This is a genomic window from Acinetobacter sp. YH12052 (assembly GCF_013419835.1).
In the GTDB taxonomy this organism is placed as follows: domain Bacteria; phylum Pseudomonadota; class Gammaproteobacteria; order Pseudomonadales; family Moraxellaceae; genus Acinetobacter; species Acinetobacter amyesii.
The window spans coordinates 130,461-144,951 of the sequence record NZ_VOZI01000008.1; the positions used below are offsets into that span (position 1 = coordinate 130,461).

A 14,491-nucleotide genomic window follows, 5' to 3' on the forward strand; every position below is an offset into this window, starting at 1 on the left:
TCTCCAGAAAGTAAAGAAATCATCAATGAATATAATCAGATACTAATTCAATCTCAAAGTGAGTTAGACCCTCAAATAACCAATCAAAAGCTCAAAAAAATTCTACCTAAAATTTCTAAAATTAACTCAGAGAATGAACGAAATAACCTTTTACTAAACATCAATATGCGTCTTGGCAATTATGAAGAAGCCTTTGCTATTACAAATACAATTTTAGAAAAAAAAGAAACAACCAATATGAAAAATTTTCAATGTTTACTCATTGAAGTTTTAAACAAACCAAAAAAGGATATTGAAGACTGTTATTTATACAATGCTAATTTATATAAAAAACAGTTAGATAATATGCCCAAAAATGATCCCTATTACGATCAAACAGAATGGGCTTACTATGCGAGCTTATTCCATGCAGGTAAAACAGAATGGGCTTACTATGCGAGCTTATTCCATGCAGGTAAAACAGAATATAAATCTAAATTAAAGCAGCTTGTGGACTCAAAAAAATTTTCAGAAGACAAAGAAATATATGAGTCGCTCTATGAAATAGAAACAATTCCTGATGGTAGAAAATCTATCTTAGATAATTACAAATCCCAAATGTAATGCAAAAAAAACCAGCCCATGGTTGGTTTACAACATTATCAATATATATGCAAAGCTGCCAACCCTCATTTCACATCAAATTTGGCATCAATTTCTGCGCGCTCGGTATTTCTCATATCAATTCAAGAAGCACCATAAATATACCTTCTAATAATCATATTTAGCCTACAATCCTAAATTTAGTACCCTGTATATCGAATATAAAAAGCTGCACCATGTCCAATAAATCCGTGACACTTGATGCGTCATCGAACCACAAAGCCGCTCAATGCGGCTTTTGTTATTTTATAGATTTTGAAGTGGAAGGTATTCCCTCTAAATTCACTTAAATTTAAGTAGTCAAAAACCACATTTAATCATCAATCACATCAGCAAAGATTGCGCCCAAAACTTTTGCTAAATCTTCGGGTTTTAAACCAATGTCCAAACCACGCTTACCACCACTCACATAGATTTTAGCTAAGTTCTGTGCAGAAACATCGATCACAGTTTTTAAGCGTTTTTTCTGTCCAACTGGACTAATACCACCAACCAAATAACCGGTTAAACGCTCTGCATCTTTTGGGTCTGCCATTTTTAGTTTTTTACAGCCAAATGCTGTGGCCACTTTTTTCAAATTCAGCTGAAACTCCACAGGCAATACGGCAACAAAGTAATTTTTATCGTCCGTAACCATCAAGGTTTTAAACACTTCTTCGACGGTTAAACCAAGTTTTTCCGCAGCTTCTAAACCAAAACTTTTTGCTTCTGGGTCATGATCATATTCATGAATTGTAAAGTCGATTTTATTAGATTTTAAGAGTTTACATGCAGGTGTCATTGCTTTTTCGTCATTCCATTCGGACAACTAGGAAAACTCGATTATAAGCCTATTCTAGAAAGACCGGCGAACACTTTTATATTTTTCATGAACATGACTTGTGCAATAAGTTTGAGTTGAATACATTTAAACAAAGCAAAAATTTCAAAAAAATATGACAACGCTGACTCAAGACCTCATCCAATTATTAACTGTAGTGCCCAAAGATCAGGGCTACTTTTTGGCACAGAGCAAACCTCTGTTTGGTGACCATATTTTTGGTGGACAATTACTTGCTCAGAGTATAATCAGTGCATCCTATACCTGCACGCTCCCACTTCACTCTTTACATGCCAACTTTATTTCTGCGGGTCATGCAAATCAGCCCGTCTTATTTAAAGTCGAAAATTTACGTGATAGCCATAGTTTTTCTACACGACAAGTGACCGCCATACAGCATGGCAAACCAATATATATGGTGATGTTGTCCTATATGAATAACGAAACGGGTATGGAGTATCAAATACCTGAACCAGATCTGATCCCACAGTTTCCACCAATTATGCTCAAAGAAGAGCAATTCTATAAATCGCAAATCCAATCATCCATTTCACCTGAATATCTATCCACATTTTTACAGCCTTTTCAGCTTATATCTAAACCAATTGAATACGTGCTGACAGATTTGCCACCGCCCGGTCAAACTTCTGTCTTAAATCAAAATCAATATGCAGAATATTTAAAACTCCATGATGCCTTGGATGCACAATTTGACCAACTTCATATACATCAGGCCATTGCAGCATACTATTCAGACTATAATTTATATTCTGCGGCGCTCAAAACACATGGTTTAAATTATCTGTCTCCTGAACTCATCGCAACTAGTCTTGATCATTCGATGTATTATCATCATGCCTTTCGGGTGGATGATTGGGTTTTCTATGACATGAATACCACCCGAACCTCCCAATCACGTGGGCTTAGTCATGGACAAATGTGGCAAGATGGAAAATTAGTCGCAAGTACTACACAAGAAAACTTAATGCGTTATACAGGCGAATCTTGAGGCCTGTGACAATCTTTAACATTCAAATTCTTGTTAAGTTAAGCATCAATCGTATAAAATTCATGCAAATCATACCGCTATAACAATAATATGCCTTCGATCTACCAGCTTAAGCCTGCATTTCAAAACCTGCTTCGACCTTTGGTTAAATCACTTCATCATCTTGGTATTACAGCAAATCAAGTAACACTACTGGCAATGTTCATTTCGCTAGCTGTGGCATTTTTTATTTATATCTATTTTTCTCACAACGGTATTGGCATTTTACTGTTGATTTTCCCCGTGTGGATGCTTATTCGAATGGGCTTCAATGCCATAGATGGCATGCTGGCACGTGAGTTCAACCAACAATCCAAACTCGGTGCTTTTTATAATGAATTATGTGATGTGATTTCCGACTCAGCACTCTATTTTAGTTTAATTTGTTTTGCTTTTATTCAAGCTGAATTACTTATTTTAACCTGTTTTCTCGCCATACTTGCCGAATATACCGGTGTGATGGCGCCATTAGTGGGGCAAGAACGTCGTTACGATGGTCCAATGGGAAAAAGTGACCGCGCTTTTGTATTTAGCATCATCTGCGTCATCATCGTGACCTCTTCTATATTGAATGTTGGCTTAAATACATTGTCTCTTATCTGCAATAGTATTTTGATTATTACCATCTTTTTATTATTTATTACGATTTATAACCGCATTAAAAATAGCATTATCAACCCACAATAAATTTCAGTTTAGATCGTCAGTCGATTCATTATTTTGAGAACAACACAATGTATAACAATACTCAGCATACCTTTACGAGCCATGATGGAACATCCTTGTTTTATCAACATTGGGAAAATAGCAGTTTAAAAAGCAACCGTAAGAAAAAAGCGGTGATCTTATTTCATCGTGGCCATGAACATTCGGGACGAATGGCGCATTTGGTCAATGAATTGAATTTGCCTGATTTTGATTTTTTCGCTTGGGATGCGCGAGGTCACGGTAATACTCCTGGTGAACGAGGAGATGCACCGAGCTTTTCTGCATGCGTTCAAGACATTCAATATTTTGTTCAGCATATAGAACAAAATTACCAAATTCGATCAGAAAATATAGCAATTGTAGCTCAAAGCGTTGGCGCTGTTTTAGCCGCGACATGGGTGCATGATTATGCCCCTAAAATTCGTGCTTTATGCCTTGCCTCGCCTGCATTTGACATCAAACTCTATGTGCCTTTTGCAAAACCCGGCTTAACACTCCTCAACAAATTCGCCGGCAACTTTTTTATCAATAGTTATGTCAAAGCCAAAATGTTGACGCACGATACTGCACGTGCGCAAAGTTATGAAACAGACCCGCAGATCGCTCGGGCCATATCAGTCCGGATGCTGCTGGGTCTATATGCAGCGTCAGATCGAATCGTTAAAGATGCACAAAATATTTTTGTTCCTACTCAAGTCTTATGTTCAGGATCTGACTACGTGGTGCATCAAAAACCGCAATTGGCGTTTTATCAAAAACTCCCTCATCCATTGAAGGAATTTCACGTCTTAGATGGTTTTTATCATGATACTTTGGGTGAAAAACATCGCAAAATCGCCACAGATAAAATCCATCGCTTTATTCAACAATGTTTTAAACAACCCTATTCCGCACCTAAACTTTTAGATGCAGATAAAATTGGCCCGAGCTGTGCTGTAGCAGAAACCTTAAGTTCAACGCTTCCAAAACATTCTTTAAAACATGCATTTTGGAGCTTAACCAAACAAAATCTTAAAATTGGTAGTCTCTTTTCCAAGGGCTTAAAAATTGGTGAAGAGACAGGATATGACTCTGGCAGCACCTTAGATTTTGTTTATCGAGATCAATCAGAAAGCCAAAATGCTCTTGGTAACATCATCGATCGACAGTATTTAAATGCGATCGGTTGGCGTGGTATTCGCGTTAGAAAACAAAATATTGAAGCACTATTAACGAAATATGCTTCTAAGTTACATGATGCCCAACACGCAGTACGGATTATGGATATTGCAGCGGGCCATGGCCGATATATTTTAGATGCTGTACAAAAACTGCCTGAGCATCCTGAATCCATCCTGCTTAGAGACTACAGCTCGATCAATGTACAAGCAGGTCAAGTAATGATTGAGCAAAGAGGTTTAAGCCAGATTGCCAAATTTGTAGAAGCGGATGCCTTTGATACCACATCACTAGCCAGTGTTGAACCTAAACCGACTTTAGCCGTGGTCTCAGGTTTATACGAATTATTTAGTGATAATGATTTGCTTAGACAGTCTTTAACCGGCTTAAGTCAGGCCATTGAGAAAGATGGTTATCTCATCTACACAGGTCAAATTTGGCATCCGCAACAAGAGTTTATCGCCCGTGCTCTGACCTCACATCGCCAAAGAGATGCATGGGTCATGCGTTTACGCTCACAAGCCGAGATGGATGCCTTGGTTGAGCAAGCAGGATTCAAGAAAATCGATCAAGTTATTGATGAGTTTGGTATTTTCACCGTTTCCGTTGCACAAAAAATTTAAGCTTGGACGGTCAATCTTATGCATAAACTGGATCCGGAAACAGGAACTTGGAAATACAGCCTACTGTGTTTGGCATTTCTGGCACCTTTTTTCTTCTTAAGTTATGGTTTTGCCAATCAATACGCTGCGGGTTTAGCGTCTGTACCTGTTATCGTCTTTGAATGGGAAAAATATATTCCACTTTGGCCATGGAGTATTGTGCCTTATTGGTCGATTGATCTGTTCTATGGATTGTCTTTATTACTTTGTTGGAATAAGTTTGAATTAAAACAACATGTCCTGCGACTATTTTCGGCACAAATCCTTTCAATCAGCTGCTTTTTACTTTTCCCGCTACGTTTTAGCTTTGAGCGCCCCGAACTCACAGGTTTTTTCGGGCTGTGGTTTGATGTCTTGATGGGCTTTGATAAACCGTTTAATCAAGCACCCTCTCTGCATATTGTGCTACTGGTGATTCTTTGGGATTTTTACCGTCGGCATAGCACAGGCAAACTAAAATATCTGGTAGATGGTTGGTCCTTTTTGATCGGTCTCTCAGTTCTAACCACTTGGCAGCACCATTTTATAGATATCCCAACGGGTTTATTGGTCGGTGCCTTATGTTTATGGCTATTCCCGATGGCTGGCTCTGCGCCATGGGCTAAAAATATACAGAGTCGGCTAAGCTTAAAGCACATTAAAATCGGCATCCTTTATCTGTTTGCTGCCTTATTTTGTAGCGCAATCGCACATGCAAAAGGTTGGTGGCTTTGGCTGCTCTATCCTGCAAGCAGTCTGCTTTTAGTTGCGTTTGCATATTTATTCAATCGACCCCATTTTTTTCAAAAACTCAGTCATGGTGATATGACCATTGCTGCAAAAATATTGTTTGCGCCTTACTTTGTATTTGCTTGGATCAATAGCCGAATCTGGACTTATCGCCATCCTGAAGATTCTAAAATCATCAAAATCAATCAGAGTTATATTTATTTAGGTCGCTATCCGTCCAAACACGTCATGCAGCAATATGATGCTTTACTCGATTGTTGCGCAGAATTACCCACTTATCCAAAATGCTCCTATGCTCAAAACTTGAGTTTAGACCTGATTCCTTTACAGGCCAATCAGCTACATAATGCTGTAGAGTCTTTAGAACTATTCTTGAAATCTAATAACAATGATGAAGCACAAAACATCTTGGTCTTCTGTGCTTTGGGATATTCACGAAGTAGTGCTGTAGTTGCCGCATTATTATTGAAACAACATCCTGAATATTCAGTCGAAGATGTTTTACGGATTATTCGCCATAACCGTCCTTGGGTTGTGCTTAAAACACCGCAAATAAAACATTTAAATACTTATCGTTTAAAACTTAAAGGACTTGCACCATGAATTTACAACTTGTGGTGCTATCAAAGTTGTTACAATCCACCACTGGATTGCTCATTTCAGCTTATGTAGCAGCGATCCTCACGCTCTGGCTCATTATCCAGTTTGGTAATGTGATGCTATTCGATTTGCTATATTTATTAATTTGTCTAGTTTTGCTCGGAATACAACATTATTTAAGCCTGAGAATCAAATTTGATTCGGCACTTTTAGCCACTGTCGCTGAATACAGCCAAACTCAAAACCTTGAACAAACCACCAAGGAGCTGGACTTAAGTTTAATCAACTTAAAATTAATGCCTGCAAATAAATGTGGTCGCGCATGGGAGCTGCGTGAATTAGGTTGTCTGGCTTTATTTAAATGGCAGATCTTTGTGCTTTGCTTGCAATACATCGCATTCCTCTGCATATTTTTACTGTATAAATAATTCACAATAATTTGAAGCTATGCCAACTCCATTAGACACTTCAAGGAATGCTCACTCACCAATGAAAGGTAATTTTTTAAGCCGTTCAATTGCTCGCTATATTGCCTTTCTCACTCGTCGTGGTGCGCGGCTGCTCACGGGCGCGCGGAGTCTATGGGTCGGGTGTAAACCTGTAATGAAGCAGCGTATTTATTATGCAAATCATAATAGCCATATCGACTTTATTTTGCTTTGGTCATCACTACCGACAGATCTCAGACGGAATACGCGTCCTGTAGCGGCTTCGGATTATTGGCTAAAAGATGGCTTTCGACGTTTTCTCATTCAAGATACGTTTACTGGCGTCACTATTCAGCGAAATCGAGAGCAAAATCAAGATCCATTAGAACCGATCAAAACCGTATTAGCACAAGGTGACTCGATTATTTTCTTTCCTGAAGGCACTCGGAATTTAAATGATGACGTTGAATTATTAGAGTTTAAAAGCGGTTTATTCCATCTCAAAAATCAATTTCCTGATGTTGAAATTGTACCGGTGTGGATCTCAAATTTAAAACGTGTCATGCCTAAAGGTGCGCTAATACCATTGCCATTATTATCTACCGTTATTTTTGGTAAGCCTTTAGAAGTTCATAATGAACAGAGTAAATCCGCGTTTTTAAACTACGCTCAGGAAGAATTACTCAAATTAAAAGCATTGGAGTATCAATAATGGAATTCACCAATGCGCAAATGACTTATGTATTGTTTGGTATCTTTGCGATTATTTTGATTATTGCCTCAACCATTGGCTCAATACTAAAATTTAAAGCGGGTTATGCACCTGCACCGGTCATCGACAATTTAAATGCGCGGATCAATGCATGGTGGGTCATGTTGTTGGTACTTGGTGTAGCAATTTCATTAGGCAAAATTGCCTTTGTGATCCTGTTTGCGTTGATTTCACTCTTTGCTTTACGTGAATTTATCAGCTTGCTCCCAACCCGTCGCGGTGATTATCTTCCTTTGCTGATCGCTTTTTATTTTGTCATTCCTTACCAGTATTACTTGGTGTATATCGATTGGTATGGGCTATATTCTATTTTTATTCCGCTGTATGTGTTTCTTCTTATCCCTATCGCTACACTCAAAGCTGAAGATACCACGCGATTTTTGGAGCGTAGCTCAAAAATTCAATGGGGACTGATGATCAGCGTATTCTGTATTTCGCATGTACCTGCGCTATTAAATCTTAAACTTCCCGGATTTGAAGGTGAAAAAATTTGGCTAGCGATCTGGCTGATCATGGTGGTACAAGCCTCCGATGTCTTGCAATATATCTGTGGCAAGCTATTTGGAAAACACAAAGTCGCACCAATACTTTCACCATCTAAGACCGTTGAGGGTTTAATCGGAGGCATTGCTTTAGCTACTGCACTAGGTGTTGCTATGTCATGGCTTACACCCTTTAGCTATCTACAGGCTGCATGTATTGGTTTTATTGTTTGTATATTCGGTTTCTTTGGTGGTCTTGTCATGTCAGCCATTAAACGCGATCGTGGTGTAAAAGATTGGGGACAACTCATCCAAGGCCATGGTGGCATGCTCGACCGAATTGATTCCATCTGCTTTTCTGCACCGATTTTTTTCCATATTTTGCGCTATTGGTGGTCTTAAGAAGAGACTCTATTTAAAACAATCATTTTTAGATTTTGAAATTAAGCACAATAAAAAATCCCAAGCAAACAAGCTTGGGATTCTTCTCATCAGGTATTCGATTTAAACGTCTGAAACCGCAAACTTTTTAAAAAGTCTTGCACGACGTTTAGGATGAATATTGGCTTTAGTTAAATCACCTTGATAGTGATCATAGACCCGTTTATCCATCATCTTAAACCATATAGAGGGTACTAAAGCAGGAATTAGCATAGTGGCATAGCCACTAGGCAACTCTGGCGCTTCATCAAAATGTCTTAATGCCTGAAAAGGGCGAGTCGGATATGCATGATGGTCTGAATGTCGCTGTAATTGATACAAAAATAGATTGGTCACAATATTATTGTTATTCCAACTATGTTCAGGCATGGTTCGCGCATAACTTCCATCCGCTTTTTGCTCACGTTTCAGGCCATAATGTTCAATATAATTAATAATTTCAAAAAGGCTGATTCCATACAAGGCCTGTGTAACTAAATACGGTGTCACGCCTTTACCAAACATTTTCAGCATCGCGGCATGAAAACCTGCACTCATCGCCCAACCATGAAACAGTTCATTTTCCTTCGAAAAGAAACTTAAACCTTTACGTTTTAAACGTTGTTTTTCAATCTGTACCGCCGATTTAATTCCACCAAATACAGTGCGTGGCCAAAACTCATAAAAGGTTTCGCCCATTTTTGAAGATGCAGGATCTTCAGGCGTTGCCGCACGTTTATGGTGTCCATAAGGATGTTCAATGCGGAAATGGCTATAACCCAAAGGCGCGAGCGTCGCATGTGCCCAATAATGGTCTTTTTTATGTGGTCGATGGCAAAGTTCATGTGCTGTATTTACACCGACTCCATTGATGGCACCCATCGAAATCCCAAGTAGAACTTGATCTAATAATGAAACATCTTTACGGGTAACCACATAGCCAGCAAAAGCGTTCGCTGCCATTTGCAGTGGAATAAATAATTTGACGATACGATCATAATAAGGATCATTTACTAAAACTTTAATGTCATCATCTGTCGGGTTATTGGCATCATCACCGATCAGTGCATCCAGTGCAGGAATAATGACATGCAGTAGAAGCGGCCCGCCCATGGCAAATAGTTTTTTTGTCGGTTTTGGACCAAAATGATAACCCGCCAAGATCCCCATACCAATGACTGGTAAACCTGGACTCAATAGCCAACCATAACGTTTTTTATCTAAAACACTACCGATTTTACTTTCTAACTGAGCGAGCTGCTGTTCATTTAATTTTACTGGTGCATTCATGCGCTAGACTTCCTTAATTACTTCTTCTGTGTTTATATTCGTAAAATATGGGCAGCCAGAACAGTTTTAAGCGTCCAAAAAAACTATGCTATCGTCTTTGGCATTTAAGGATAAATGTTGACCTTTAAGCACATAGTGACCATCTATAAATACAAAATTAATATGAGTAAATATTTGAAATATGGATGCTTTAAGTAAAATTTTTGATGATATTCATCTCCATCGATCTGAATATATTTATTTGAAATCACAGCATCCTTGGGCTTTTCATTTTCAAGATCACAATGCCATGGTTGCGTATGTAGTGATTCAAGGTCAGTGTGTTGTACATATAGATCAAGAGCAGGTCTTACTTGAAGCTGGCGATCTTTGCCTTATTCCGTCAGGGCAAAACCACCACTGCAAATCTATACAGTCTGATATCTTGGTCGAATCAGTGAACATCACACCACTGTTTCAAGAGCAACGAAATAAAACCATTGATTTAAATTCTGCCGAATCTCATGAAGCAGAAGAATTGTTTGTACTAGCGATCCGTGGGCATGTCGACAGCATTATGGCAAAGCCCTTAGTGAATGCACTCCCCACGCTGTTACATACACCACATATCATGAGCAGTACCACACCGGAATGGTTGCAAATTGGCTTACATTTTCTGGCAGTTGAAGCGCATCAGATCCGTCCAGGCCGCGACAAAATTTTGGATCATTTGGTGAGTATTTTATTTATCGAATGTGTGCGTGATTATATTGCAGCCTTGTCAGATTCAAGCAGTTGGTTGCATGCCTTGAGTCATCCTGAATTATCCAACGCTTTGGCCGCGATTCATGAACAACCACAGCATGCTTGGACCGTCGAAAGCTTGGCAGAACAATGTTGCATGTCACGTTCTAAATTTGCCAGTTTATTCACTCAAATGCTCGGTGAATCTCCACTCGCCTATTTGCAGCAACATCGTTTGCGACTGGCAACACAGCACTTACAAATGGGGCAACTGACTATTCAGCAAATTGCCCATCGTATAGGTTACTCATCTGAAACGGCATTTAGCCAAACTTTTAAAAAGTTTTATGATCTCACACCGAGCCAGTATCGACAGCAGCATCAGCTCGCAAAAACTGAGTCATCTTAAAGGTTTAATCTAAAAGCTTTAAAATCGCTTCCACAGGGTTTTCACTGTTGCCTGAAAGCAGTTGTTTATGCATGGTGATGTGCTGCATCACTTGAACTTGCGATTTTTCAACATCCATCAAGCTTTCAATTTCTGCTGCTAATTTTTCAGGTGTTGCATCATGTTGAATAAGTTCCTGAATCACCTTTTTGCCCGCAATAATATTTGGCAATGAATAATACGGAATTTTGATCAGTAATTTCACCACATGGTAGGTCAGCCAATTTAACTTATAAAAGGTCACCATTGGGCGGTGTAAAAGCATCGCTTCTAAGGTTGCTGTACCAGATGCCAAAGCGACAATATTCGATGCGTTCATCACCTGACGGCCAATTTTAGATTCGGTATCGGTGTTTTCCATCAAGCGAACTTTGGCTTGTAATGCTTCAGGGTACTGCTTGAGCAATAATTCGATTTGCTGTTTACGTGCATCATTGATTGCAGGAATCAGGAACACATAGTCTGGATGCTGCTCCGTCAATATCTGTGCGGCGGACAGTACCAAAGGCCCTAAGCGCTCAATTTCACCACGACGGCTGCCCGGAAGTAATGCAATGTGTTTTTGATGCTCATCTAAGTCTAACTCGTGTTTAGCCGCAGCGAGTGGATTATCTAAAGGCAACTGACTTGCCAATGGATGTCCGACAAATGCAGCGGGAACTTGCCATTTTTGGAAAAACGCTTTTTCGAAAGGAAATAAACAAAGGACTAAATCGATACTCGCCTTGATGCCATGCACACGGCCTTGGCGCCACGCCCACACTGAAGGGCTAACATATTGCACTGTTTTAATTGGTAGCTGTTTTTGCTTCAAGCTCTTAGATAAACGTAAATTAAAATCCGGTGCATCAATCCCCACAAAAACATCGACAGGGTTTTCAGTCCATTTTTCAACCAGACCATCGCGTACAGCAAAGAGTTTTTTAATATCTTTTAAGACCTCAACAATCCCCATTACCGATAAAATATCCATCGGATAATAGCTATTAAAACCTTCTGCAATCATTTGCGGACCGCCGATGCCTTCAAATTCCGCATCAATCCCTTGCTCTCGAAAACTGCGGATAAGCTTGGCGCCTAATGTATCCCCGGATACTTCCCCAACCACGATGCCAATTTTAAGTTTCCGATTTTGCAAAAGTCTGTCCTTTTAACTCAATGTTCTTTAGCTATAGATTCTATACGAGTCCTTCGCAAAGTTAATAGATTTCCTGAAAAAAGCTGCACGGTTTTAATTCACCATTTTAAGAATATTCATCACTGCTACTTAGCTGCTGATTAAAATTTTTCCGCCAATGGTTCGGATTTGTGCCGTATTTATTCTTAAACAATTTACGAAATAGCACTGCGGTATTAAAACCTGCACCTTCCGCAATTTTATCAATCGAATAATCTGTCACTTCAAGCAATTCAGCCGCATATCGCAGTCTTTCATTATTTAACCAAGTGACAATAGGCAGCCCTGTTGCATGTTTAAAATGTCTGGTCAGTGTCCTTCTACTCATATTGGAATAAACGGCAAGTTCTTCAATAGTGTGCGGTTTCGACAGGTTATGCCGTAAATAATCGAGTAAACGATTGATCTCCGTATCGTAAGTCATTGTAGAAATCGGCTGTTCAATAAATTGCGCCTGTCCGCCCTCACGATGGGTTGGAATTACCATCAATCTCGATATTTTATTGGCAATTTTTGCCCCGTAGATTTCCCCGACTATGTATAAACAACAATCTAAAGCAGCCCCCGTACCTGCGGAAGTAATGATGCCTGCATCTTCAATATATAAAGCATCTTTATCTAAGTTCACACATGGAAATTTTTGCTTAAAATCGGCACTGCCAGCCCAATGTGTCGTGACCTGTTTGTGGTCAAGTAACCCAGCATACGCCAATGGATATGCGCCATAGCACAGGCCTGCAATCTTGATTCCCTTTTCATGTACCTTTTGTAAGGCTGTCATCAGCTCATGATCTGGCTTTTGATGGATATCATCCCAGCCCGGGATAATTACAAGGTTAGCATCAAGCATCTGCTCTAAGCCGCCATCAGCCTGAATCATGACCGTCTTTTCAGTACTGATGGGCATTCCATCAACCGAAAACGTCGTTACTTCAAATAATTTCTGTCCCTCTATTTCAATATTGAATATGGTTTGCGGGACTGAAAAATGAAACAGCGGAATATTTGGATATATAAACAACGCAATTTTAGGTATAGACATCACGTGGCTATTCATAAATAAAGCCATTATACCATTTGGCCTAATAGTTTCTATTTATGTCTTTAAGGACAATATATTTAAAGCATTTATTTCCCAATAATAAAGTCATCTTTGTTATACGAATGCTTTTTATGAAAACATTTTTAAGCTATACGTTTTTAGCGACTGCTTTGGTTATCGGCTCTGCTTCGGCATGGGCAAATCAAGACAAAGTCCGTGATATTTCTAAAATCACTCAAGTTCAAGAAATACGCAATGCGACGGTCAAAATCAGCTATACAGATACGACCTTTTTAGTAGATCCGATGTTTGCACCCAAAGGGTTCTATGAAGGGTTTCCAAATACACATCGGAGTTATTTACGTAATCCATTGGTGGATTTACCGCTTAAAGCCGAAACCATTTTGGCGAATGTCGATGCCGTGATCATTACCCATACTCATCTCGACCATTGGGATGATGCTGCGCAAGCGGCGATTCCTAAAACGCTGCCGATCTTTGTCCAAAACAGTCAAGATCAAAAGACCATCCAATCCCAAGGCTTTAAAGATGTACGCGTATTAACGAAAACCACATTTAAAGGCGTGACGTTAACCAAAACTGGTGGACAACACGGTACGGATGCAATGTATCGTGTCCCGGAGCTGAAAAAAGGCTTAGGTGAAGCCATGGGGATCATTTTTGAAGCCTCAGGACATGAAACCATTTATTTGGCGGGTGACACGATATGGCGCCCTGAAGTGGATCAAGCCATTCAAAGCTCCCAACCTGATGTGATTATTTTGAATACAGGCAACGCCTTAGTCGATGGATTTAAAGAGTCGATTATTATGGGCAAAGAAGACACCTTACGCGCTGTGCAACAATCACCGAAAGCTAAAATTGTCGCTGTGCATATGGACGCCATTAACCACATGTCGTTAACGCGTGAACAACTGGCAGCCTATGTAAAAGCTCAAAATATTCAGGATAAAGTGTTGATTCCTTTAGATGGCGAAACCTTATCTTTTTAAGGCATATTAGTCTTTGCAGCAGTGGACTTTATGTTCACTGCTGCATATATCGATAAATATCAAATCGAAAGCTAGGATGATAAAACTTAGTGTGTTTTGAGTGATTGGAAATCCACTTCAGATATTCAAAGCCTTGTATTCAAAATATATGATTTCACTGCAGCATAATCCCCATTTGAACTATTAACTACTTGAGAAAACCATAATCAATAACTTAGCTTAGAAATAATTCATTTATTTCAAAATTAAAATCATTCTTTATCTATTTTTTTCACAAGCAAATCACTAATCGAGACAACGACTTATATCAATTAGTCATAAGATATGCA

General features: G+C 39.2%; 14 protein-coding genes. 10 read left to right on the forward strand and 4 right to left on the reverse strand.

The genetic code is table 11. From position 1 onward, the window contains the following. Positions 1 to 165: 165 nt before the first annotated feature. Positions 166 to 603, forward strand: coding sequence for a hypothetical protein (locus FTU06_RS07905; protein WP_180145927.1), 438 nt, complete (start codon positions 166 to 168; stop codon positions 601 to 603). Between the two features lie 352 nt (positions 604 to 955). Here the strand turns inward: FTU06_RS07905 and ybaK are convergent, their stop codons facing one another. Continuing rightward, a complete protein-coding gene (ybaK, locus tag FTU06_RS07910) occupies positions 956 to 1,423 on the reverse strand; it encodes a Cys-tRNA(Pro) deacylase (RefSeq protein ID WP_180011910.1) in 468 nt (155 codons plus the stop codon). Positions 1,424 to 1,577: 154 nt separating this feature from the next. Between ybaK and FTU06_RS07915 the strand changes: the two genes are divergently transcribed. The 7 genes from FTU06_RS07915 to FTU06_RS07945 all read left to right on the forward strand — a co-directional run bounded on the left by FTU06_RS07915 (position 1,578) and on the right by FTU06_RS07945 (position 8,451). Beyond that, positions 1,578 to 2,471 (forward strand): acyl-CoA thioesterase II, encoded by an 894-nt coding sequence (locus tag FTU06_RS07915; RefSeq protein ID WP_180145930.1) that lies wholly within the window; start codon positions 1,578 to 1,580, stop codon positions 2,469 to 2,471. A 90-nt stretch (positions 2,472 to 2,561) separates the two neighbouring features. After that, entirely contained in the window at positions 2,562 to 3,197 is a 636-nt protein-coding gene (locus tag FTU06_RS07920) for a CDP-alcohol phosphatidyltransferase family protein (protein ID WP_168378667.1), read from the forward strand. 47 nt (positions 3,198 to 3,244) lie between these two features. Further along, complete coding sequence (locus FTU06_RS07925) at positions 3,245 to 4,999, forward strand: bifunctional alpha/beta hydrolase/class I SAM-dependent methyltransferase (RefSeq protein WP_180145933.1); 1,755 nt, start codon at positions 3,245 to 3,247, stop codon at positions 4,997 to 4,999. 18 nt (positions 5,000 to 5,017) lie between these two features. After that, positions 5,018 to 6,370 (forward strand): phosphatase PAP2/dual specificity phosphatase family protein, encoded by a 1,353-nt coding sequence (locus tag FTU06_RS07930; RefSeq protein WP_180145936.1) that lies wholly within the window; start codon positions 5,018 to 5,020, stop codon positions 6,368 to 6,370. After that, on the forward strand, positions 6,367 to 6,795 hold the full coding sequence (locus FTU06_RS07935) for a hypothetical protein (RefSeq protein ID WP_180003781.1): 429 nt from the start codon (positions 6,367 to 6,369) through the stop codon (positions 6,793 to 6,795). Before FTU06_RS07930 ends, FTU06_RS07935 begins: the two co-directional genes overlap by 4 nt. Positions 6,796 to 6,856: 61 nt before the next feature. Continuing rightward, entirely contained in the window at positions 6,857 to 7,507 is a 651-nt protein-coding gene (locus FTU06_RS07940; RefSeq protein ID WP_180041484.1) for a 1-acyl-sn-glycerol-3-phosphate acyltransferase, read from the forward strand. Next, entirely contained in the window at positions 7,507 to 8,451 is a 945-nt protein-coding gene (locus tag FTU06_RS07945; protein ID WP_180089943.1) for a phosphatidate cytidylyltransferase, read from the forward strand. Before FTU06_RS07940 ends, FTU06_RS07945 begins: the two co-directional genes overlap by 1 nt. Before the next feature lie 102 nt (positions 8,452 to 8,553). Here the strand turns inward: FTU06_RS07945 and FTU06_RS07950 are convergent, their stop codons facing one another. Further along, complete coding sequence (locus tag FTU06_RS07950; RefSeq protein ID WP_180065102.1) at positions 8,554 to 9,759, reverse strand: alkane 1-monooxygenase; 1,206 nt, start codon at positions 9,757 to 9,759, stop codon at positions 8,554 to 8,556. A 181-nt stretch (positions 9,760 to 9,940) separates the two neighbouring features. On the opposite strand from FTU06_RS07950, the gene FTU06_RS07955 reads away from it, so the two are divergent. Further along, positions 9,941 to 10,891: an AraC family transcriptional regulator gene (locus tag FTU06_RS07955; RefSeq protein WP_168378674.1), complete on the forward strand. Its 951-nt coding sequence runs from the start codon at positions 9,941 to 9,943 to the stop codon at positions 10,889 to 10,891. A gap of 4 nt (positions 10,892 to 10,895) precedes the next feature. On the opposite strand, the gene lpxB is transcribed toward FTU06_RS07955, so the two are convergent. Both lpxB and FTU06_RS07965 read right to left on the reverse strand, forming a co-directional pair. Continuing rightward, positions 10,896 to 12,068: a lipid-A-disaccharide synthase gene (lpxB, locus tag FTU06_RS07960; RefSeq protein WP_168378675.1), complete on the reverse strand. Its 1,173-nt coding sequence runs from the start codon at positions 12,066 to 12,068 to the stop codon at positions 10,896 to 10,898. Positions 12,069 to 12,174: 106 nt separating this feature from the next. Beyond that, positions 12,175 to 13,149, reverse strand: a complete 975-nt coding sequence (locus FTU06_RS07965) for a GlxA family transcriptional regulator (protein ID WP_180145939.1) — start codon at positions 13,147 to 13,149, stop codon at positions 12,175 to 12,177. Between the two features lie 131 nt (positions 13,150 to 13,280). On the opposite strand from FTU06_RS07965, the gene FTU06_RS07970 reads away from it, so the two are divergent. Next, positions 13,281 to 14,162, forward strand: a complete 882-nt coding sequence (locus FTU06_RS07970; protein ID WP_168378677.1) for an MBL fold metallo-hydrolase — start codon at positions 13,281 to 13,283, stop codon at positions 14,160 to 14,162. Positions 14,163 to 14,491: the final 329 nt, after the last annotated feature.